Origin of the sequence: Rodentibacter haemolyticus (assembly GCF_015356115.1) — a bacterium.
GTDB lineage: Bacteria > Pseudomonadota > Gammaproteobacteria > Enterobacterales > Pasteurellaceae > Rodentibacter > Rodentibacter haemolyticus.
This window is the reverse complement of sequence record NZ_CP063056.1, coordinates 45065-68123: the sequence shown is the minus strand read 5'-3', so window position 1 is coordinate 68123 and position 23059 is coordinate 45065. Positions and strand designations below refer to the sequence as shown.

Genomic DNA, 23059 nt, shown 5'->3' with positions numbered 1-23059 from the left:
TCAGTTTTTACACTTCAAAAAGGAACAGACAATGACAACAAAATTAGGTACAGACTTAGTCAAACGTGGTATGGCACAAATGCAAAAAGGCGGCGTGATTATGGATGTCGTCAATGCGGAACAAGCTCGTATCGCAGAAGCTGCAGGGGCGGTGGCGGTAATGGCGTTAGAGCGTGTGCCGTCTGATATTCGTGCTGCAGGTGGTGTGGCTCGAATGGCGAACCCGAAAATTGTAAAAGAGGTGATGGAGGCGGTTTCCATTCCCGTAATGGCGAAGGCTCGTATCGGGCATATCACCGAAGCCCGTGTGCTTGAGGCAATGGGCGTGGATTACATTGATGAAAGCGAAGTGCTAACCCCGGCCGATGAGGAATTTCATTTGCTGAAAAGTGAATACACCGTGCCCTTTGTGTGCGGTTGTCGTGATTTAGGCGAGGCTTTGCGACGTATCGGTGAGGGGGCATCAATGTTACGTACTAAAGGTGAACCGGGAACAGGGAATATTGTGGAAGCGGTTCGTCATATTCGCAAAGTCAATGCGCAGGTGCGTAAAGTGGTGAATATGAGTGTTGATGAATTGATGGCCGAGGCGAAAAACTTAGGCGCTCCGTTTGAGTTATTATTACAAATCAAGCGGTTAGGGAAATTGCCCGTGGTGAATTTTGCCGCAGGAGGGGTGGCAACACCTGCGGATGCCGCCTTGATGATGGAGTTGGGTGCGGACGGCGTGTTTGTCGGCTCAGGTATTTTCAAATCGGAAAATCCGGAAAAATTTGCTCGAGCAATTGTTCAAGCTACGACCCATTATCAAGATTATGATTTAATCGCTCATTTATCGGAAGAACTCGGCGAGCCGATGCGAGGCTTAGAGATCAGCAAACTCAATCCACAAGACAGAATGCAAGAACGGGGGTGGTAATGGCGGATTATTCCCAATATACCGTTGGCGTATTGGCACTGCAAGGGGCGGTAAGTGAGCATATCGCCCAGCTTCAAATTCTTGGGGCGAAAGCAAGAGCGGTCAAAAAAATCGAGGATTTTGCCAATCTTGATGCCCTTGTGTTACCCGGAGGGGAAAGTACCGCCATTGGTCGGCTACTTCGCACGGGTGATTTGTTGGAAGTCCTACAAGGTTTTAATAAGCCCATTCTCGGCACTTGTGCGGGAATGATTTTGCTCGCCAAAGAGATCGAGGGAGAAACTGCTTCTCATCTCGACTTAATGGATATTCGGGTGCAACGTAATGCGTTTGGACGACAGGTGGATAGCTTTCAAACGGATCTCGCTGTTAAGGGGGTTGAAGGCACTTTCCCTGCGGTGTTTATTCGAGCACCGTTAATCAGCAAAGTATCAGAGCAGGTTGAGATATTGGCTGAATTTAATGGTGAAATCGTGCTGGCTCGGCAAGGCAATCGCTTTGCTTGTTCGTTCCATCCGGAACTGACGAATGATCCTCGTATAATGAAATTGTTACTTGATGCCATTTAACATATAAGTATGGAGTATTCTTTTACCACGTTAATTTTACGTCAAACGCATTTTTAGACACATCAACATTGATGTCAACAAATGAAATGGCGAAGAATATTACAGAAAAGAAAAAAGCCGTAAGTTACCGATTTAAATATCTAACTCACGGCTTCTGTATTTAGTGGCGGAGGAAGTGAGATTCGAACTCACGGAGGGCGTAAACCCTCGCCGGTTTTCAAGACCGGTGCCTTCAACCACTCGACCATTCCTCCGCAGGAAACGGGGCGTAGTATAATCCAAAAATATTTGATGTAAATAGAAAAGTGGATAAATTTATTTACTCGGCGTTTATTTGTTCATTTTGATTTCTTTTTAAACGAAATCGGAAATAATTTTTGTATTAAGCATTGACTTTTTACGCGCTCCCCCTTACTTTACAAGCTGCATTTGTGCATTTAACCAACATTATTAAGGAGCTTTTATGCAATCACGCATTATTGTTGACTCAAGAAGTGAATCCTTATTAAGCACTCATAAAGTGCTTCGTAATACTTACTTCTTACTTGGGCTGACAATGGCATTTTCAGCGGTTGTCGCTTATATTTCCATGGCAATGAACCTGCCTTATCCGAATATTATTGTGTTGTTGGTAGGTTTTTACGGCTTACTTTTCATCACCAATCGTTTGGCTGATCGTCCTGTCGGTATTTTAGCGGCATTTGCTTTCACCGGGTTTATGGGATATACCATCGGGCCGATTTTAAATATGTACGTGGCAAACGGTATGGAAGATTTAATTATGTTGGCATTTGCCGGTACCGCAATCGTGTTTTTCGCGTGTTCCGCTTATGTGTTGACAACAAAGAAAGATATGTCATTCCTTGCAACGGCAATGTTTGCACTCTTCATCGTACTTTTATTGGGAATGGTGGCGAGTTTCTTCTTCCAAATGTCGGCATTATCACTCGCAATTAGTGCATTATTTGTTGTGTTTTCAACTATGACGATTTTGTATGAAACCAGCAATATTATTCACGGTGGTGAAACTAACTATATCCGCGCAACCGTAAGCATTTATGTTGCGGTCTATAACTTGTTCTTGAGTTTATTAAGATTACTTTCGATTTTCTCAAATAGTAACGATTAAGTTTAGATAAAACGAAACGCACCTCAGTAAATATCAAGGTGCGTTTTTTTATATTATTTTTTAGCAAAAAGTGCGGTCAAATATTGGGATAGATTTTCATATTGGAAAGTAAATCCTGCGCTAAGCAGTTTTTCAGGAAAAACGTTTTGGCTTTCCAATAACATTTCCGCACGTTCTCCAAGAATCAGTTTTAGTGCAAATGTCGGCACAGGGAATAGCGCATAACGATTTAATGCTTTGGCAAGTTGTTGGTTAAGGCTTTGATTTGTTACCGGATGCGGAGAGACAAGATTATAAACACCCTCGGATTCAAGATGCGCAATCAAAAATAATATTCCTTTTACAGCGTCTTCTAAAGCAATCCATGCCCAGTATTGTTTTCCGTTCCCTAAATATCCGGCTAAATTCCATTGATATAAAGGTAACATTTTCGCTAATGCGCCTCCTTTCGGTGAAAACACCATACCGGTACGCAGTAAACAGACTTTTGTTTTTGCTTGTAACGCAGCGTTTTCCCAAGCTTGGCAAAGCTGTGCGGTAAATGTGTGATGAACGGTAGCGGTTTTTTCTGTTATCAGTTGATCGCCGTTATCGCCGTAAATACCGGTTGCGGAAGCCGAAATGAAACGAGGTGGGTTATTCCCCGCATTGATTAACGCAACCAGTTGTTGAGTAAGTTTTACTCGGCTATCAAATAATTTTGCTTTTTGCGAACCGCTCCAGCGTTTCGCAAAGATAGGCTCTCCGGCAAGATTAACCACCACATCAAATTCATCTAAACTGTTTAGCGAAGAAAGAGCGGTCAAAAATTTCAATGTTTTTTGAGGAAAGACTTGACGTGCTTTTTCTTTGGAACGTGTCAAAAGCGTGATTTGATGTTGTTTGCTTAAAAGAGCGGGGATTAATGTTTGTCCGATTAATCCCGTTCCTCCGGTAATAAAAATATTCATTAGAGCGAGCTTTCAAAAAGATCCTGGATATGTTCAATGAGTATTGATATATCGGTATGCTGAGTGGGCGTTACAAAAATAGTATCATCACCGGCAATGGTGCCGAGAATCCCTTCCGTTTTACCGATAGAATCCAATAAACGGGCGATAAGTTGTGCGGCCCCCGGTGTTGTTTTAATGACAATTAATACTTCATTATGATCAATATCTAAAACAAGATTTTTTAACGGGCTGCTTGTGGCGGGTACACTAAGCTCATTAGGTAGGCAATAAACCGTTTCCATCTTGGTATTACGGGTACGCACCGCACCGAATTTACTTAGCATACGTGAAACTTTAGACTGATTGATTCCGCTAAACCCTTGATTTTTTAATGCTTCAACAATCTCACTTTGCGAGCTAAAACGTTCTTGGCTTAATAATTCTTTAAATACTTTGGTTAAATTATCCATTTTTGATTTTAGGTTAGATCTAAGATTTGCATAAGCCTTGCATATAAATTCAAAATATGCAACTAAAATGGCATTGGATAGATGGAAAGAAGTGATTTTTCACCGGAAATTTGAGCAAGATCTCATAATTGAATTTCTGTGTTTGTAATTTGTTAAATTACCTTTTAGAATTTACTAGATTAATTAATCTACTTAATAAGGAGTACTTATGAAAGTTGCAGTTTTAGGCGCGGCCGGCGGTATTGGTCAAGCATTAGCGTTATTGTTGAAATTACAATTACCGGCAGAAACCGAATTATCTCTGTACGATATTGCGCCGGTTACCCCCGGGGTTGCGGCAGATGTAAGCCATATACCGACAGCGGTAAAAGTAAGCGGTTTTTCCGGTGAAGATCCGACACCGGCACTTGAAGGGGCTGATGTGGTGTTAATTTCTGCCGGTGTTGCCCGCAAACCGGGTATGGATCGTTCGGACTTATTTAATATCAATGCCGGTATTGTGCGTGGCTTAATTGAAAAAGTGGCGGCGACTTGTCCGAAAGCCTGTATTGGTATTATTACCAATCCTGTAAACACCACCGTAGCGATTGCAGCGGAAGTATTGAAAAAAGCCGGTGTTTATGACAAGCGTAAATTATTCGGGGTAACGACATTAGATGTACTTCGTTCAGAAACTTTTGTTGCAGAATTGAAAAATTTAAATGTTTCCCGTACCACCGTACCCGTTATCGGCGGTCACTCAGGCGTTACTATTCTCCCATTACTTTCTCAAGTGCCTTATGCGGAATTCAGTACAGAAGAAATCGCACCATTGACAAAACGTATCCAAAATGCAGGCACGGAAGTAGTGGAAGCAAAAGCAGGCGGCGGTTCGGCAACCCTTTCAATGGCGCAAGCGGCAGCACGTTTCGCCCGTTCCTTAGTGAAAGGTTTAAGCGGTGAGACCGTGGTGGAATGCACTTATGTGGAAGGAGATGGCAAGTATGCCCGTTTCTTTGCTCAGCCGGTTCGTTTAGGTAAGGACGGGGTAGAAGAGATTCTTCCGATCGGGCCATTAAGTGAATTTGAGCAACAAGCATTGGAGACAATGTTACCGACGTTGCGTGCGGATATTGAATTAGGTGAAAAATTCATCAACGGTTAATTCAATTTGAATAGAAAAAAGGCACTTATTCGTGCCTTTTTTAATGAATAAAGAAAAATTTTAGAAAAAACCGTGACTTAGTTCACAAATTTGAAAATTGGTATTTGCATAAGTTTTCGGACAAGCGTATCTTAGCCACACTAAAAACAAGTGCTATTTTAAGTAGCCGACATTTATTTTGCTTTCCGAGTGTGCCTTTCCCGAGGCACTTTTTTTTGCCTCAAAATTTTGGAATTGAACTAATTTTTTTGATGTGGGTCTTAGTTCCCGTCTTTTTACAAAATAATTTGTTATAGGAGTTTTTATGAAATCTTTAAAATCTTTGCTTAGTTTAACCGCACTTGTGGTTGCGTTTTCCGGTTCTGCATTGGCGAATGAAAATCCGCTTACTTCTTTAAAAAAAGAAGCGGTAACCAATGTTAATTCAATGGTACAGAATCAAAAAGAAAACATTGCAGCAAATAAAACGGATGTGATGGAAAAAGTAACCGGCACGAAAGAAAAAGCGGCGGATACTATAAAATCAACTAAAGCTGCTGCAAAAGAGAAAATCGATAACGTAAAAGAAAAAGCGAAATCCCTCAAATCATCAGATTCTGATGCAACAAAAGCGAAAGTAACCGAAAAGTTAAATGCAGCAAAAGAAAAAGCGGCAACGACAAAAGATAAAATTGTCTCAACTGCTAAAGTAAACATCAACAAGGCGGATGCGGCAACGTTACAAAAACTTTCCGGTATCGGTGAGAAGAAAGCACAAGCGATTGTAGATTACCGTAATAAAGTGGGCAAAATTAAAAATGTTGCGGAGTTGTCAAAAATTGAAGGATTAGGCGATGTTACGATTGAAAAAATTGCGCCTTATTTAACTTTCTAAAAAGCTAAAATATAGCGGTATTATGTGGGCTGCACAAATCATCGTAGGGGGGGTAGGTGAAGCCGTAACGTACTCTCCCCAAATAAATATTGGATATAAAATTCTCTTTGTGCAACTGATACATAATACTGAATTTTTATAACCGCACCTTCCGAAAGCCTGACAAATTGTCAGGCTTTCTATTTAAGTTAAAAATATTGTTGAGCTAGATCACAAATTTGTAACAAACTTGTAATTGGAGCATTTTTTCCAAATAAATCCTATGTATAATGGGCAGACTCAATACGGAAGACAATTAGAGGTGAATATGCAACAAAATAAAACCTTTGATGAGTGGTTGGCGACAACTGCATTAGGCGGATCAAATCAAGCCTATATCGAAGAATTATATGAACGTTATTTAGATGATCCGGATTCAGTTGATAGCAGTTGGCGCACTACCTTTGATTTGTTGCCTAAATCAACGACACCGGAACAGGCGCATTCTCCGGTTCGTGATTATTTCCGCCGTTTGGCACGAGAGAATAAGGCTGAGGCGGTAACGGTTATTGACCCGGAAGCCAGTGCAAAATTAGTTAAAGTCCTTCAATTTATTAATGCTTACCGCTTCCGAGGACATTTGGAAGCAAAACTTGACCCTCTTGATTACTACCGTTGGAAAGTTTCTAACGTACCTGAATTAGACTATCGCTATCACGGCTTTACCGAACAAGATCTTAACGAAACCTTTAATATCAATCATTACGTTTACAAACGTGACACCATTAAACTTGCCGAATTAAATGATATGCTGAAAGAAACCTACTGCGGTTCTATCGGTTTGGAATTTATGCACGTGCAGGATATGGAGCAAAAAATGTGGCTTCAAGAAAAATTAGAAAGCCGTCTAAATAAACCGCTCTTTACTCACGATGAAAAAATTAACTTCCTTAATGAATTAACGGCTGCAGACGGCTTAGAACGTTATCTCGGTGCGAAATTCCCAGGAGCAAAACGTTTTTCTTTGGAAGGAAGTGATGCGTTTATCCCATTAATGAAAGAAATTATTCGCCACGCCGGTAAACAAGGCGTGAAGGATATTGTGATGGGAATGGCACACCGCGGACGTTTAAATATGTTAGTGAATGTGCTTGGTAAAAAGCCGGAAGATTTATTTGATGAATTTGCAGGGAAACATTCCGGTGATCGTACGGGAGATGTGAAGTATCATCAAGGCTTCTCTTCCGATTTTGCCGTGAGCGATAACCATGTGCATTTAACGCTTGCCTTTAACCCGTCTCATTTGGAAATTGTAAGTCCGGTGGTTATTGGGGCGGTGCGTTCGCGTCAAACGAAGAAAAACGATACGGATCGTTCTAAAGTATTAGCGGTGACGGTACATGGTGATTCCGCTGTGGCAGGACAAGGCATCGTTCAAGAAACCCTGAATATGTCTAATGCTCGTGGCTATACGGTGGGTGGAACAATCCGTATTGTTATCAATAACCAAATCGGTTTCACGACGTCCAATCCTAACGATACCCGCTCTACGGAATACTGTACCGACATTGCAAAAATGATCCAAGCGCCGATTATTCACGTCAATGGTGATGAGCCTGAAGCGGTGGCTTTTGCAGCCCGTATGGCGGTGGAATATCGCAGTTTATTTAAGCGTGATATTTTCATCGATTTAATTTCTTATCGTCGTCATGGTCATAATGAAGCGGACGAACCTTTAGCAACTCAGCCGATGATGTATAGCATTATCAAAAAACATCCGACGCCACGCAAAGTCTATGCTGATCGCTTAGTGGCGGAAGGGGTGATTACTGAAGATCAAGCAACGGAAATGATGAATTTGTACCGTGATGCATTGGATAATGGGGATCGTGTGGTGGCTGAATGGCGTGAGATGGATACGGCGAAAATGGATTGGTTGCAATATCTTAATTACGATTGGACATCGCCTTATGAAAGTAAATTTCCACAAGATCGCTTCGTTACATTAGCTAAACGCGTATGCGAATATCCTGAAAGTTTACGTGCTCATCCTCGCGTTGAAAAAATTTATAACGACCGTAAAGCAATGTATCAAGGTCAAAGATTACTTGACTGGGGAATGGCGGAAACTATGGCATACGCTACCTTACTTGATGAAGGCGTGAATGTGCGTCTATCCGGTGAAGATGCCGGTCGTGGTACGTTTTTCCACCGCCACGCCGTGGTACATAATCAAAATGACGGTACGGGCTATGTACCGCTTACCCACTTACACGCCAATCAAGGTCGCTTTGAAGTGTGGGATTCCGTATTATCGGAAGAATCCGTACTTGCTTTTGAATATGGTTATGCAACAACCGATCCTAAAACCCTTACGATTTGGGAAGCGCAATTCGGTGATTTCGCTAACGGCGCACAAATTGTAATTGACCAATTCATTAGTTCCGGCGAACAAAAATGGGGCAGAATGTGCGGTTTGGTAATGTTATTACCGCATGGCTATGAAGGACAAGGTCCTGAACATTCTTCCGCACGCTTAGAACGTTATTTACAGTTATGCGCAGAGCAAAATATGCAGGTGTGTATTCCGTCTACACCGGCACAGGTTTACCATATGTTACGCCGCCAAGCATTGCGTAAAATGCGCCGTCCGTTAATTGCCATTTCACCAAAATCTTTATTGCGTCATCCGTTGGCAGTATCAAATCTTGATGAGCTTATCAATGGTTCATTCCAAACGGTGATTGGTGAATTAGACGATCTTGATCCGAAAGGCATAAAACGTGTTGTGATGTGCTCCGGTAAGGTGTATTACGATTTATTGGAACAGCGCCGTGCCAATAATCAAACCGATGTGGCGATTATTCGTATTGAACAACTTTATCCTTATCCGCACGATGATGTGAAAAAAGCACTTGAGCCTTATCTGCACGTAAAAGATTATGTATGGTGTCAGGAAGAACCGCTTAACCAAGGTGCTTGGTACAGTTGTAAACATAACTTCGAAAGCTCGATTCCTGAAGATGTGAAACTGAAATATGCAGGTCGTTCGGCTTCGGCATCACCGGCAGTGGGTTATATGTCATTGCATACTAAACAACAAAAACAGTTGGTTGAAGATGCTCTAACCCTGTAAAGTGCGGTCGAAAACTAATGTGTTTTGAATCTTGATTTCCTCCGTAAGCATAGAAGTCAAGAGTTTGAAATAAATGAATTTCTTTAAAGAGTAAAAGGAAAATAATATGACAATCGAAATTCTTGTTCCCGATTTACCGGAATCCGTTGCAGATGCCACGGTTGCAACATGGCATAAAAAAGTAGGGGATGCAGTAAAACGTGATGAAGTTTTAGTCGAAATCGAAACGGATAAAGTTGTGTTGGAAGTTCCGGCACAATCGGACGGTGTCGTTGCAGAAATTTTAGAAGCCGAGGGTGCAACGGTCGTGAGTAAACAAATTCTTGGCAAACTTTCTACTGCTCAAGCCGGTGATATGAGTACGGCAACGGTGAAAGAAACGAATGAACCTACACCGGCGGATCGCCAAAAATCAGCTATCGAAAATAGTAATAGCAATGCGATGGATCAAGGCCCTGCGATTCGCCGTTTATTGGCGGAACACGAGCTTGATGCGGCACAAATTCAAGGTTCCGGTGTTGGTGGTCGTTTAACCCGTGAGGATATTGAACGGGAAATTGCAAAACGTGATGCCCAAAAGGCAAAACAAGAAGTCGCAACCGAGCAAAATACGATTAGTACCGTGGCATATAGTTCCCGTACTGAAAAACGTGTGCCGATGACCCGCTTACGCAAGCGTGTCGCAGAACGTTTATTAGAAGCAAAAAACAGCACGGCAATGCTCACCACTTTCAATGAAGTGGATATGCAACCGATTATGAACTTGCGTAAACAATACGGTGAGAAGTTTGAAAAACAGCATAGCGTGCGTTTAGGTTTTATGTCGTTCTATATTAAAGCTGTTGTGGAGGCGCTAAAACGTTATCCTGAAGTGAACGCTTCCATTGATGGTGACGACATTGTTTATCACAACTATTTCGATATCAGTATCGCGGTTTCTACGCCACGCGGTTTGGTAACACCGGTATTACGCAACTGCGACAAACTCAGTATGGCGGAAATTGAAAAGCAAATTAAAGCCTTGGCGGAAAAAGGCCGTGACGGTAAATTAACCGTAGAAGATTTAACCGGCGGTAATTTCACTATCACTAACGGCGGTGTTTTCGGTTCTTTAATGTCGACACCGATCATCAATCCGCCGCAAAGTGCGATTCTTGGAATGCACGCGATTAAAGAACGCCCGATTGCCTTAAATGGTGAAGTCGTTATTCGCCCGATGATGTATTTAGCCTTATCCTACGATCACCGTTTAATTGACGGTCGAGAGTCAGTCGGTTTCCTTGTTGCGATCAAAGAATTATTAGAAGATCCGACAAGATTATTATTGGAAATTTAGTGGAAAAGTGCGGTCAATTTTGATCGCATTTTGTTTTCTAGGAAATACGATACGTTAAGTTCGGTATTTCTTAAATTGTGCAAAAACACAGGGTGAAGCTATGAATTTACATGAATATCAAGCAAAACAATTATTCAAAGAATATAACTTACCGGTAAGTGAAGGGATTGTCTGCCAATCGGCAGATGAGTCCGCGATGGCACTTTTTCAGCTTAACGGCAGTGCTTGGGTAGCAAAATGTCAAGTGCATGCCGGGGGACGTGGTAAAGCCGGTGGCGTGAAATTAGTACATAATGAAGAAGAAATACGTGCCTTTGCCAATCAATGGTTAGGTAATCGCTTGGTAACGTTTCAAACGGATAAACAAGGTCAGCCCGTCAATCAAATTTATGTTGAAGAAAGCTGCAATATTGATAAAGAGCTTTACCTTGGCGCAGTGATTGATCGTTCCTCGCAAAAAATTATTTTTATGGCCTCTTCAGCCGGCGGGGTAAATATTGAAGATGTTGCTCGCGACACGCCGCATTTAATTCATAAAGTTGAAATTGATCTCTTATTTGGCGGTATGCCGTATCAAGGCAGAGAGCTGGCTTTTAAATTAGGTTTAAGCGGAGAACAAAATAAACAATTCGCCCATATTTTTGTACAACTGGCCAAATTATTTGTAGAAAAAGATCTTTCCTTATTGGAGGTAAACCCGCTTATTATTACCAAAGAGGGAAATTTAGTTTGCTTAGATGCAAAAATTGCCATTGATGATAACGCGCTTTTCCGTCACAAAGACTTGCTTGCTTTCCGAGACTTAACACAAAGCGACTTACGTGAAGCGGAGGCGGAAAAATATCAGCTAAATTATGTGGCATTGGAAGGGAATATCGGCTGTATGGTGAACGGTGCAGGGCTTGCGATGGGAACGATGGATATCGTAAAACTTTATGGCGGTAGTCCTGCAAACTTTCTTGATGTAGGCGGTGGAGCGACAAAAGAACGTGTTACCGAAGCGTTCAAAATTATTCTTACCGACAAAGCGGTGAAAGCGATTTTAGTCAATATTTTTGGTGGAATTGTTCGCTGTGATCTGATTGCAGAAGGTGTGATTGCCGCCGTTCGGGAAGTCGGTGTTAGCGTGCCGGTGGTTGTGCGATTAGAAGGGACAAATGCCGAATTAGGCAGAAAAATTTTATCGGAAAGCGGTGTGAATTTGATTGCGGCAAAGAGCTTGCAAGATGCCGCACAAGCCGTGGTTAACGCAGCAAAAGGAGTGTAATTTATGTCTATCTTAATTAATAAAGACACCAAAGTCATTTGCCAAGGTTTTACCGGCTCACAAGGCACATTTCATTCCGAACAGGCGCTTGCCTATGGCACAAAGTTAGTCGGCGGCGTATCACCAAATAAAGGCGGTAGCACGCATTTGGGTTTACCGGTATTCGATACTGTGCGTGATGCGGTAGAAGCCACAGGTGCAACGGCAACTATGATTTATGTACCGGCCTCATTCTGTAAGGATGCTATTTTAGAAGCCATTGATGCAGGTATTGAGCTTATTGTTTGTATCACGGAAGGTATTCCGACCTTAGATATGCTTACGGTAAAACAAAAATTGAATGAAACCGGCGTGGTGATGATTGGTCCTAATTGCCCGGGCATTATTACGGCTGATGAATGTAAAATCGGTATTATGCCGGGACATATTCATAAAAAAGGAAAAGTTGGGATCGTTTCCCGTTCCGGCACGCTGACTTATGAAGCGGTAAAACAAACCACGGATGAAGGATTCGGACAATCTACTTGTGTGGGTATTGGCGGCGATCCGATTCCCGGCTCAAGTTTCATTGATATTTTAAAACTTTTCCAAGATGATCCGGAAACCGAGGCGATTGTGATGATCGGGGAAATCGGCGGTTCAGCGGAAGAAGAAGCGGCGGCTTATATTAAAGCCAATATTACTAAACCAATGGTCGCTTATATTGCCGGCGTTACAGCGCCAAAAGGCAAGCGTATGGGACATGCCGGCGCTATTATCAGCGGTGGAAAAGGCACTGCCGATGATAAAATCACAGCACTTGAAACGGCGGGAGTGAAAACTGTTCGTAGTTTGGCTGAAATCGGCTCGGCATTGCGTGACTTATTAAAATAAAAAACTTAGTTAGAAATAACCGCACTTTGCTTATTGTAATTACTAGGCATTTCAAAGTGCGGTTATTTTTATGAGATTTTTTTAATAGAGTTTTGTTAAAAGATGTATAATCCCAAGCCGATATGTTAAGGAAAAATTATGAGCCAGTTTTTTTATATTCACCCGGAAAATCCGCAGCCCCGCTTGATTAAGCAAACCGTAGAAATTTTGCGTAAAGGCGGCGTGATTGTGTATCCCACAGATTCCGGTTATGCCTTAGGCTGTATGCTTGGTGATAAACACGCGATGGATCGTATTGTCGCCATTCGTAAATTACCGGAAGGGCATAATTTTACACTTGTGTGTAGTGATTTGTCCGAGCTTTCAAATTATGCCAAGGTGAGTAATATTGCCTATCGCCTAATTAAGAATAACACACCGGGACGTTATACTTTTATTCTGACGGCAACAAAAGAATTACCTCGCCGTTTGATGACATCAAAGCGTAAAACCATCGGTTTGCGGGTGCCGGATAATCAAATTGCTTTAGATTTATTAAAAGCATTGGGCGAACCTATTTTATCCTGTTCCTTAATGTTACCGGGTGAGGAATATATTACTCAATCCGATCCGGAAGAAATTCGAGATCGTTTAGAACGTCAAGTAGAATTGATTATTCATGGCGGATATTTGGGACAAGAACCGACAACAGTGGTGGATTTAACGGAAGATACACCGGTTATTTTACGTGAAGGCAGTGGCTCTACTGAACCTTTTATTTAATTTGGACAAAGACGCTTGTGAAAGCGACAAAGGAAAAATATGAAATCAACTCAATTTAAAAAGACATCAAATAATCAAGGTGAAAAACGTCGTGAAAACCGACCGCACTTTGAGCGTAAAGAAAGTAAAACCGCCGTTCGTTTTGAGCGTCAATCCGGCGGGAGTAAACCTCAAACTGTTGAAGGTGAAAAATTACAAAAAGTATTGGCGCGAGCAGGACAAGGTTCTCGCCGTGAAATTGAAGCGATCATCGCTGCAAATCGTGTGAGTGTGGACGGAAAAATAGCAACTTTAGGCGATCGTATTGATGTACGTTCCGGTGTAAAAGTACGCATTGACGGACGCATCATTAATCTTCAACAGGCACAAAAAGAAATTTGCAGGGTATTGATGTATTACAAACCGGAAGGTGAACTTTGCACCCGCAGCGATCCGGAAGGGCGTGCAACCGTATTCGATCGTTTACCACGTTTAACCGGCTCTCGTTGGATTGCCGTAGGACGTTTAGACATCAACACTTCGGGCTTGCTATTGTTTACGACGGATGGTGAATTGGCAAATCGCTTAATGCACCCAAGCCGTGAAGTAGAACGTGAATATTCCGTTCGTGTGTTTGGTCAGGTGGATGAAGCAATGCTGGCTCGTTTACGCAAAGGCGTGCAATTAGAAGACGGTCCGGCAAATTTTAAAGAGATCAAATTCACCGGTGGTGTGGGTATTAACCAATGGTATGATGTTACGCTGATGGAAGGACGTAATCGTGAAGTTCGCCGTTTATGGGAATCCCAAGGGATTCAGGTGAGCCGCTTGATTCGTATTCGTTATGGTAATATTAAGCTAATGAAAGGCTTACCGCGCGGAGGTTGGGAAGAAATGGATCTTGAAAAAGTGAATTATCTGCGTGAATTAGTCGGTTTACCTCCGGAAACGGAAACCAAATTAGATGTTACAAAATTACGTCGCCGCCCGAAATCGGGGCAGATTCGTAAAGCAGTGAAACGTTATACGGAGCTAAGTAAGCGTTATAAAAGGTAGGTAATGATATGAAAATGCAACAACTTCGCTACATTGTCGAAATCGTTAATCAAAATTTGAATGTGACGGAAGCGGCAAATGCGCTTTATACCTCACAGCCGGGCATTAGTAAACAAGTGCGCTTGTTGGAAGACGAGCTAGGCTTGGAAATTTTTGAGCGTAACGGTAAACATATCAAATCCATTACACCGGCCGGCAAAAAAATCATTGCTATTGCCCGTGAATTATTGGTGAAAGCGGAGAGCATTAAATCTGTTGCCTATGAATACACCCGTCCCGATCACGGTGTATTACGCATTGCCACCACCAATACGCAGGCGCGCTATATGTTACCCTCGGTGGTGGAACGTTTTTCCAAACAATATCCCGGTGTGAGTTTGCATATTCATCAAGGTTCTCCAACACAAATTTATGATGCATTAATGTCCGGTGAAGTTGATCTTGCAATTACCACTGAAGCACCGTATTTGTTTGATGATCTTGTTCAATTGCCTTGTTATTTGTGGAATCGTTCCGTGATTGTAAAAAAGGATCATCCTTTAGCCAAAGTGGAAAATTTGACGATTGAAGAACTTGGGAAATATCCGTTGGTAACTTATACCTTTGGGTTTACCGGTGTCTCAGATCTGGACTATGCCTTCAATGCAGCCGGTATTTTGCCGCACATCGTATTTACAGCAACCGATGCGGATGTGATAAAAACTTATGTCCGTTTAGGTTTAGGGGTCGGCATTATGGCAAGTATGGCTCATACCGAGTTTGATAGCGATCTTGTGGCGATTGATGCCGATCATTTGTTCCATTCCAGCGTGACACAAATTGCCTTTAAACACAGTACTTTCCTGCGTAGTTATATGTATGATTTTATCGAATATTTTTCGCCGCATTTAACACGCCCAATGGTAGAAAAAGCTGAAAGTCAGCGTGATAACAATGCCGTGAAGAAATTATTTGAAGGTGTGGAACTGGACGTGAAATAGCGTAAAGTGCAGTCAAAATTTGTGATGAATTTCGACCGCGCTTTTCTTTAAAATAAACCCTGATACTTCACTAAATCTTTTCGGTTGATGGCAAATACGCCTACGCCGCCGTTTTTGAGTTCGACCCAGTTAAAGGGAACATCGGGGTATTGCTCGATCAAACTGACCATACTGTTGCCTACCTCACAAACCAGCACGCCGTTTTCTGTCAAATAATTCGGTGCTTGTTTCAAAATTTGTTTGGTAATGTCTAAACCATCATGACCGGAACCAAGAGCGAGTTCCGGCTCAAAATGAAATTCTTCCGGCATATCGGCAAGATCTTCTTCGTCCACATAAGGCGGATTTGTTACGATAAGATCGTATTTTTGTCCGAGGATGTTCTCAAATAAATTTGATTGAATTGGAAATACCCGGTGTTCCAATTGATGGCGTGTAATATTTATTTCCGCAACGTTTAGGGCATCAAAAGATAAATCGACAGCATCAATCTCAGCCTCCGGGAAGGCATAAGCACAAGCAACGGCAATACAACCACTGCCGGTGCAGAGATCAAGAATATTGCGTGGTGATTGCTCAATCAAATTCTCAAAACGATTTTGAATTAATGCACTGATGGGGGAGCGAGGAATAATCGTTCGTTCATCTACATAAAATTCGTGGCCACAAAACCAAGCGCTATTGGTCAAATATGCCACAGGTACCCGTTGTTCAATTCGGGATAGCACCAATTGGACGAGATTTTCTTTTTCTGATGCGGTTAAACGGCTTTGGAATAATTCGGTCGGTAAATCAACAGGCAGCTGTAATCCCGCTAAAACAAGCTGGAGGCTTTCCTCCCAAGCGTTGTTATGCCCCTGTCCATAGTAAATATCAGAACGATTGAATGTACTGTATGTCCAGCGTAGGAAATCTTGGATTGTCTGCAGTTCATTGCTGATATTATCGCTTAAAATCGTTGCAACCAATTCTTGGTTATATGTGGTTTTCATAACATTCCCTTGTAAAAAAATTTGCGTAGTTATACCACATAAGGTTATTCATAACTATGATATGATACGCAAAATTTGAAATGAGTGAGAAAAATGCAAGAAGAATTTGAGTTGTTTCGTGCAGAAACGAAAGAGATTAAACCGATTAAGCAAGATACCGTTATTACACCTCGTCAAAAGTGCGGTCAAAAAAAATCTCATTTACGTGAGATTCGTGAGAAAGAAGATACGTTATTTTATTTTTCTGATGAATACGAGCCTTTATTAAATGAAAACGACGGTGTAGTAAAATATCTCCGCGAAGGCGAAGACTCCCATTTACTCAAACAATTACGCCGTGGTGATTTTTCTCCTGAGTTGTTTTTAGATTTACACGGTTTAACCCGTGAACAAGCAAAAATGGAATTAGCCACGTTACTGCTTGCTTGTGAGGATGAGTGCGTGCATTGTGCCGGTATTATGACAGGTTACGGCACTTTCACCTTAAAGAAACAAATTCCCCGTTGGTTGGTTCAACACCCCAAAGTACGCGCATTGCATCAAGCACCAAGAGAATGGGGTGGAGAAGCGGCAATTTTGATTTTAATGGATGTGTAAGCCATTTTTTCGGTATTGCACAAAGAGAATTTTATCTCTGAGATTTCTTAGGGTAGGGGGGGCGTTAGGCGAAGTCGTAACGCGCCTTACAATGTTTTGTGCAAGTGCTACATAATACTGAATTTTTTAATATCAGTGAGATGTAGATTTTGGATAGCAACGATGGTATTCCGCAATTCATATTATTTCGCCTTGTACATCTGCGACATCATTCTGAAAAACAATAAAAATGACCGCACTTAATGAAATTTTTTAGAAAAATATACAATCACATTTCGGAACACAAGCCTAAACTTGCCAAAAATTCAATAAACGCCCGCACTTTAGCCGGTAGATGACGTCTGTTCGGATAGACAATATGAATATCTAATAGCTGCTGTTTGTATTCCGGTAAAATTTCAATTAATTCACCTTTTTTGAAGGCCTCATCCAAAATAAATCTTGGCAAATTAACGATTCCCAAACCGGCTTTTGCCATTTCCAACAGAGCTAAGCCGTTATTACTCACCGTTTTCGACTTGATTTTAAAACGTTGTACTTGATTTATTCGAGTGCTCTGCCAGCTCACTTGATTTAATGTATTTTTATATAGTAACCCCTCGTGATGTTCTAAATCATTTGGCGTTTGTGGTGTTCCTTTTAATTCTAAATAACGTGGCGAGGCAGCAAAATGAACAGTGGTAGAGCTGATTTTACGCGCAACTAAAGAACTGTCTTGCATATAGCCGATACGCAAAGCAAGATCGTAGCCTTCCGCAACGAGATCGATTTTTTTATCATTAAATTCCACTTCAATGTGTAAATTCGGATGGGCGGCGATAAACATTGGGAGATTAGGCGCGATAAAAAGCAGGCCGAAATCACGAGGTACGGAAACCAACAAATTTCCCTGTAAACTTGTTGTGAGATTGCTAATACTGGCATCGGCTTCCTCTAAATCTAACAGAATGCCTTGACAATGTTGGTAATACATCATTCCGGCATCTGTCGGTACGATTTTGCGTGTCGTACGCTGTAAAAGACGGGTTTTTAAATGTTCTTCAAGTTGAGAGACTAATTTACTCGCCATTGCAACTGAGATATTTTGTTGTGCCGCCGCCTGTGTAAAACTTTGTGTTTCGATGACTTTACAAAAAATTGAAATCGCGTTGAGTTTGTCCATTTATATTCCTTTTTCAAAAAAAGACTTGATTTTGCCCGCGTAAGTTTGCACTATACCGCCAATTTTACAAAATTCCAGTGAGATTAGGTAATCAAATGAGTAAATCTTTGGTGATCGTAGAGTCGCCGGCGAAAGCGAAAACAATCAATAAATATTTAGGTAGCCAATACGTGGTGAAATCCAGTGTGGGGCATATCCGTGATTTACCGACCGCCGGATCCGGTTCGGGGGAAAAAGCCAAACCTGTTTCAACCAAGGGATTAAGTGCTGAAGAAAAAGCAAAAATCAAAGTAGAGAAGGAACGTAACGCACTTGTAAAACGGATGGGGATTGATCCTTATCACGACTGGCAGGCGAATTATCAAATTTTGCCGGGGAAAGAGAAAGTGGTGGCGGAATTGAAATCACTTGCTAAAAAAGCGGATCATATTTATCTGGCAACCGATTTGGATAGAGAAGGGGAAGCCATCGCTTGGCATTTGCGTGAAGTGATTGGCGGCGATGATGGGCGTTTTAGCCGAGTGGTGTTTAATGAAATCACTAAAAATGCGATTAAACAAGCCTTTGAAAAACCTGAACATTTGAATATGGATCGTGTAAATGCGCAGCAAACTCGCCGTTTTCTTGATCGTGTTGTGGGTTTTATGGTTTCACCATTATTATGGAAAAAAGTGGCGCGTGGGTTGTCTGCCGGTCGGGTGCAATCTGTTGCGGTAAAATTATTGGTAGAACGTGAACGGGAGATTAAAGCTTTCCAACCGGAAGAATTTTGGGAAGTCGCGGTTGTTACGCAAACTCAAGGTAAAAAAGCCATTCGTTTGGAAGTAACGGATTACCAGGGTAAAAAATTTGCTCCGAAAAATCAGGAAGAAACCCAAAGTGCGGTCGATTTTCTCAATGTTTCTGATTACGTTGTCACAAATTTAGAAACTAAACCGACAAGCTCGCGTCCACGTGCGCCGTTTATTACATCAACACTTCAACAAACAGCCAGTACACGTTTGGGCTTTGGCGTGAAGAAAACGATGACGTTGGCACAGCGTTTGTACGAAGCCGGTTACATCACTTATATGCGTACCGATTCGACTAATTTAAGTCAAGACGCATTGAATATGGCGCGTAGCTACATTGAAAGCCATTTTGGTGCGACATATTTGCCGGAAAAACCGAATTTTTATTCCAGTAAAGAAAATGCGCAAGAAGCGCACGAAGCAATTCGTCCTTCCGATATTGAGATGTTACCGGAACATTTAAGCGGAATGGAAAGAGATGCAGTACGCCTTTACGATTTAATCTGGCGTCAGTTCTTGGCGTGCCAAATGCCGCCGGCTCAATATGATAGCAGTACGCTTAGTGTAACGGCAGGCGATTACACATTAAAAGCTAAAGGCAGAATTTTGCGCTTTGACGGTTGGACAAAAGTGTTACCGCAAATGGGCAAAAATCCGGAAGATCAAGAATTGCCTTTAGTCAAGGTTGCAGAAAAACTTGCTTTACAAGAAGTGCAACCAAGCCAACATTTCACCAAGCCACCGGCTCGCTTTACAGAAGCCGCTTTGGTAAAAGAATTGGAAAAACGGGGGATTGGTCGTCCTTCCACTTACGCCACCATTATTTCTACAATTCAGGAACGCGGCTATGTGAGAACAGAAAACCGCCGTTTTTATGCAGAAAAAATGGGGGAGATTGTGACGGATCGTTTAAGTGAATCTTTCAGTGAACTGATGAGTTATGATTTTACCGCCAATATGGAAGATGCATTGGATAAGATCGCATCAGGTTCCGTGAATTGGAAAACGGAGTTAAATCAGTTTTTTAAAGATTTCTCCAGCCAGCTTTCCAAGGCGGAATTAGATGAATTAGAAGGCGGAATGCGCCCGAATAGTTTGGTTGAAACTGATATTAAGTGTCCGACCTGTGGCAGAAATATGGCGATCCGTACGGCAAGTACAGGCGTATTTTTGGGTTGTACCGGTTATGCATTACCTCCTAAAGAACGGTGTAAAACCACGATGAATTTAATTCCGGAAACGGAACTACTGAATGTATTGGATGATTCTTCCGAAACTAAAGCTTTGATGGAACGTAAACGTTGTGAGAAATGTGGCACGGCAATGGATAGTTATATGATTGATGCACATCGTAAAATTCATATCTGTGGTAATAATCCGAATTGTGATGGTTATCTCATTGAAGAAGGTTCGTTCAAAATTAAAGGTTATGACGGCCCGATTGTAGAATGCGACAAATGTGGTGCGGATATGCACTTAAAATTAGGCCGTTTTGGTAAATATATGGGGTGTACAAATTGTGATAATACCCGCAAAATTCTAAAAAACGGTGAGGTCGCACCGCCAAAAGAAGAACCTGTACATTTTCCGGAACTTAAATGTGAAAAATCAGATGCCTATTTTGTGCTACGTGACGGTGCAAGCGGGGTGTTTATGTCTGCGCATAATTTTCCGAAATCCCGTGAAACACGACCGGCAAAAGTTGCTGAATTAGCCTTATATCATGAGCGTTTACCGGAAAAATTAGCTTATCTTGCCGAGGCACCTCAAAAAGATCCTGAAGGTAACGAGGCGATTATTCGTTTCAGCCGTAAAGAGAAGAAACAATATGTTACCTCAGAAAAAAACGGCAAAGCCACCAAATGGATTGTAGATTTTATTGATGGTAAATGGGTTGAACGGAAGAAGTAAGTGATAAAAGTGCGGTTAAAATTAACCGCACTTTTGCTTTAGTGATGATCATGCTCAGGTTTTGGGGGAAGTGTTGTCAAGCCTTTTCCAACAGGAAGAATCAAGGTCGAGTAGTTTGCCGATTGTTGACAAACTGTTTGATCCGCAAATGGGGTTTTGTGAATCACTTTGATTTTCCAAATCCCGTCAATTAAAGGAATAATGTTCACTCGCCCTTGACTATCGGTTTTTCCTGAAAAACCTTGTGGTTCACGATGTCCTGTAGCCGCTTCCAAATCTTTTACGATTACGGTATCTGCCGTGGCAATCACGGTTTCACCGGCCAATGGCATATCATTATAGAAAATCTGAACTGGGAAAGCTTCACCCGATTTTATTTTACTTGGATTTTTTAAAGGAACGATTTCAAGCGGCAACCCCACGCGTGTCATCGCCATTTCTGCATTTAATGGTTGTTTTCCCACGGTAACCAAACTTTTGCCGAACATTTGTGTTTTTTCGCAATAAGTCGCATTCGGCGTATCTTGCATATTTTTCATTTGCCAACCTTCAGCATTTTGTGACCAAAATGTAGGTTTGTAGGTTGCTGTAACCCAATAAGATCCCGATTTTAATGGTTGCTCGGATTGATATTGATAATTCTCACCTTTTTGAATAAGGTGTTGTTGTTCGCCATCTTGATTGATGATTTCCATTGGCGCAAAAATAGATAAACGCGCTTCAGGAATTTTTTCAATGTAAGGATAGTCGCCATAAGCCAGTTCTGCTTTTAAGATTGAATCCGCCTTTAAATGCTGAGGTGCGGAAACCCAAACCTCATGCGCTTGTGCGTAACCTGCAAGGAAAAATAATCCGGTAATTAATGTTTTTTTCATGATGATGTCCTTTTAAAAATTATAATTAACCCAAGTAGAAAGTATTTCGAAAAAAACGGGGCGAGAGTGTAGAGGAAAAATAAAAGATAATCGAATAAATTTTTCTAAATTTGTGAGATAGATCACAAAAGTGCGGTCAAAATAATCACCATTACGTAGAAGTTGCACAAAGAGAATTTTATCTTCAATATTTCTTGGGGCAGGGCATCGTTAGACGAAGTCATAATGCACCGCTTCATCATTAAATCTTGTTACTTGGTGCGTTACGGTTTCGCCTAACGCACCCTATGATGTTTTGTGTAAGTGCTACATAATACCGTAAATTAGCATTATTTTGACCGCACTTTTGTTTTTTTAAATTAATCTTCTTTCTTTGAAGGTTTAATGGCAAGTAAGTTGCAGCTTAATTTACTGATAACGTGTTCTGCCGTATTGCCAAGTAATGCGGCAGATAGACCGGTACGGCCAACCGTGCCTAAAATAACAAGTTCGGCTTCAATTTCTTTTGCAACCTCAGGGATCACATCTTCAGGGAAACCTTCACGTACGTGAGTATGATCTTCATCAATACCGAATTTTTGACGCAAAGTTTTCATATTGATTAAGTGTTGACCACGGATACCGTTTTCATAACCGGAGGTATTAAATTCAGGTAAATCAATCGCCATATTAATTGGTGTAATAGGGTAGGCGGCTACAAGATGTACATTGCCGCGATTTAGATTTTCTGCAAGAGACATTCCGGTTGAAACAAGTTCTTGGTTAAATTCATCTTGGTAATCTTGTTCGCCGGAAACATTGACCGCAATTAAAATTCTACGTTGGTGTTTCCAATCGCCATCACGAACGATAAGCACAGGGATAGGTGATTTACGCAATAATTGCCAATCGACCGGTGTAAAAATAAGAGAAGTAAAACTTTCTTCATCTTTTGTGTATTTTACGACAAGGTCGTATTCGTTTCTTTCTACTTCTTCACGAATACCTTCCGCTTCATTGCTGTTCCAAACGATATGCGAATCAAATTCAATTTGTGGATCAGCATATTTATCAAGATAAAATTGTACGGCTTGACGATGTTGTTCAATGGCTGTTTTATGCATTTCTTCGCGTTCTTCAGAAGAAAGTAAGGCCGACATTTCGTAAGATAGGTCATAAACAGTCAATAATGTCGTAATTTTAACTTTTTCAACGTTTTCTTGTTCTTTTACAAGACGTACTGCGCGCGCAAGTGCATATTGTTTTTCATTATCAGGATTGAGTACAACTAGGATATTTTTAAATTTCATAACAACCTCCGTGATTATGCGCATAGCATAAGAAAGA

Annotated in this window: 20 protein-coding genes and 1 tRNA gene; 14 read left to right on the top strand and 7 right to left on the bottom strand. The window is 41.5% G+C overall.

What is annotated here, in order from left to right; translation table 11 throughout:
* The first annotated feature begins 31 nt into the window (after nucleotides 1-31).
* Nucleotides 32-919, top strand: a complete 888-nt coding sequence (gene pdxS / locus IHV77_RS00345) for a pyridoxal 5'-phosphate synthase lyase subunit PdxS (protein WP_194812193.1) — start codon at nucleotides 32-34, stop codon at nucleotides 917-919.
* Nucleotides 919-1488, top strand: a complete 570-nt coding sequence (gene pdxT / locus IHV77_RS00340) for a pyridoxal 5'-phosphate synthase glutaminase subunit PdxT (RefSeq protein WP_194812192.1) — start codon at nucleotides 919-921, stop codon at nucleotides 1486-1488. The genes pdxS and pdxT overlap by 1 nt, the downstream gene beginning before the upstream one ends.
* A gap of 164 nt (nucleotides 1489-1652) precedes the next feature.
* On the opposite strand, the gene IHV77_RS00335 is transcribed toward pdxT, so the two are convergent.
* Nucleotides 1653-1742, bottom strand: a tRNA-Ser gene (locus IHV77_RS00335).
* 209 nt (nucleotides 1743-1951) lie between these two features.
* Here IHV77_RS00335 and IHV77_RS00330 point away from each other — a divergent pair.
* Nucleotides 1952-2617, top strand: coding sequence for a Bax inhibitor-1 family protein (locus IHV77_RS00330; RefSeq protein WP_194812191.1), 666 nt, complete (start codon nucleotides 1952-1954; stop codon nucleotides 2615-2617).
* A gap of 53 nt (nucleotides 2618-2670) precedes the next feature.
* Here IHV77_RS00330 and IHV77_RS00325 read toward each other — a convergent pair whose 3' ends face one another.
* Both IHV77_RS00325 and argR read right to left on the bottom strand, forming a co-directional pair.
* Nucleotides 2671-3567: a TIGR01777 family oxidoreductase gene (locus IHV77_RS00325; protein ID WP_194812190.1), complete on the bottom strand. Its 897-nt coding sequence runs from the start codon at nucleotides 3565-3567 to the stop codon at nucleotides 2671-2673.
* On the bottom strand, nucleotides 3567-4019 hold the full coding sequence (argR, locus tag IHV77_RS00320; RefSeq protein ID WP_194812189.1) for a transcriptional regulator ArgR: 453 nt from the start codon (nucleotides 4017-4019) through the stop codon (nucleotides 3567-3569). The genes IHV77_RS00325 and argR overlap by 1 nt, the downstream gene beginning before the upstream one ends.
* Nucleotides 4020-4227: 208 nt before the next feature.
* Here argR and mdh point away from each other — a divergent pair, with 208 nt between their 5' ends.
* From mdh to cysB, 9 genes are all read left to right on the top strand, one after another.
* Nucleotides 4228-5163 carry a malate dehydrogenase gene (gene mdh, locus IHV77_RS00315; protein ID WP_194812188.1) on the top strand — a complete coding sequence of 312 codons (936 nt, stop codon included), beginning with the start codon at nucleotides 4228-4230 and terminating at the stop codon, nucleotides 5161-5163.
* Between the two features lie 304 nt (nucleotides 5164-5467).
* Nucleotides 5468-6037 (top strand): ComEA family DNA-binding protein, encoded by a 570-nt coding sequence (locus IHV77_RS00310; RefSeq protein ID WP_194812187.1) that lies wholly within the window; start codon nucleotides 5468-5470, stop codon nucleotides 6035-6037.
* Nucleotides 6038-6344: 307 nt separating this feature from the next.
* The gene (sucA, locus tag IHV77_RS00305; RefSeq protein ID WP_194812186.1) at nucleotides 6345-9152 is read left to right on the top strand and encodes a 2-oxoglutarate dehydrogenase E1 component; all 2808 of its coding nucleotides are present in this window, start codon (nucleotides 6345-6347) and stop codon (nucleotides 9150-9152) included.
* Nucleotides 9153-9258: 106 nt separating this feature from the next.
* A complete protein-coding gene (odhB, locus tag IHV77_RS00300) occupies nucleotides 9259-10488 on the top strand; it encodes a 2-oxoglutarate dehydrogenase complex dihydrolipoyllysine-residue succinyltransferase (protein WP_194812185.1) in 1230 nt (409 codons plus the stop codon).
* A 100-nt stretch (nucleotides 10489-10588) separates the two neighbouring features.
* Nucleotides 10589-11755: an ADP-forming succinate--CoA ligase subunit beta gene (sucC, locus tag IHV77_RS00295; RefSeq protein ID WP_194812184.1), complete on the top strand. Its 1167-nt coding sequence runs from the start codon at nucleotides 10589-10591 to the stop codon at nucleotides 11753-11755.
* Nucleotides 11756-11758: 3 nt separating this feature from the next.
* Nucleotides 11759-12628: a succinate--CoA ligase subunit alpha gene (gene sucD / locus IHV77_RS00290; protein WP_194812183.1), complete on the top strand. Its 870-nt coding sequence runs from the start codon at nucleotides 11759-11761 to the stop codon at nucleotides 12626-12628.
* 138 nt (nucleotides 12629-12766) lie between these two features.
* Nucleotides 12767-13390 (top strand): L-threonylcarbamoyladenylate synthase, encoded by a 624-nt coding sequence (locus tag IHV77_RS00285; RefSeq protein WP_194812182.1) that lies wholly within the window; start codon nucleotides 12767-12769, stop codon nucleotides 13388-13390.
* 39 nt (nucleotides 13391-13429) lie between these two features.
* Nucleotides 13430-14425 carry a 23S rRNA pseudouridine(2605) synthase RluB gene (gene rluB, locus IHV77_RS00280; RefSeq protein ID WP_194812181.1) on the top strand — a complete coding sequence of 332 codons (996 nt, stop codon included), beginning with the start codon at nucleotides 13430-13432 and terminating at the stop codon, nucleotides 14423-14425.
* An 8-nt stretch (nucleotides 14426-14433) separates the two neighbouring features.
* Entirely contained in the window at nucleotides 14434-15405 is a 972-nt protein-coding gene (cysB, locus tag IHV77_RS00275; RefSeq protein ID WP_194812180.1) for an HTH-type transcriptional regulator CysB, read from the top strand.
* A gap of 47 nt (nucleotides 15406-15452) precedes the next feature.
* Here cysB and prmB read toward each other — a convergent pair whose 3' ends face one another.
* Nucleotides 15453-16397 (bottom strand): 50S ribosomal protein L3 N(5)-glutamine methyltransferase, encoded by a 945-nt coding sequence (gene prmB, locus IHV77_RS00270; protein ID WP_194812179.1) that lies wholly within the window; start codon nucleotides 16395-16397, stop codon nucleotides 15453-15455.
* Between the two features lie 93 nt (nucleotides 16398-16490).
* Between prmB and smrB the strand changes: the two genes are divergently transcribed.
* A complete protein-coding gene (gene smrB / locus IHV77_RS00265; RefSeq protein WP_194812178.1) occupies nucleotides 16491-16994 on the top strand; it encodes an endonuclease SmrB in 504 nt (167 codons plus the stop codon).
* A gap of 268 nt (nucleotides 16995-17262) precedes the next feature.
* On the opposite strand, the gene IHV77_RS00260 is transcribed toward smrB, so the two are convergent.
* Entirely contained in the window at nucleotides 17263-18156 is an 894-nt protein-coding gene (locus IHV77_RS00260) for a LysR family transcriptional regulator (RefSeq protein ID WP_194812177.1), read from the bottom strand.
* Between the two features lie 95 nt (nucleotides 18157-18251).
* Here IHV77_RS00260 and topA point away from each other — a divergent pair, with 95 nt between their 5' ends.
* Nucleotides 18252-20858, top strand: a complete 2607-nt coding sequence (topA, locus tag IHV77_RS00255) for a type I DNA topoisomerase (RefSeq protein ID WP_194812176.1) — start codon at nucleotides 18252-18254, stop codon at nucleotides 20856-20858.
* Between the two features lie 38 nt (nucleotides 20859-20896).
* Here the strand turns inward: topA and IHV77_RS00250 are convergent, their stop codons facing one another.
* The gene (locus IHV77_RS00250; protein WP_194812175.1) at nucleotides 20897-21733 is read right to left on the bottom strand and encodes a DUF4198 domain-containing protein; all 837 of its coding nucleotides are present in this window, start codon (nucleotides 21731-21733) and stop codon (nucleotides 20897-20899) included.
* 359 nt (nucleotides 21734-22092) lie between these two features.
* Nucleotides 22093-23022, bottom strand: coding sequence for a universal stress protein UspE (uspE, locus tag IHV77_RS00245; RefSeq protein WP_194812174.1), 930 nt, complete (start codon nucleotides 23020-23022; stop codon nucleotides 22093-22095).
* Nucleotides 23023-23059: the final 37 nt, after the last annotated feature.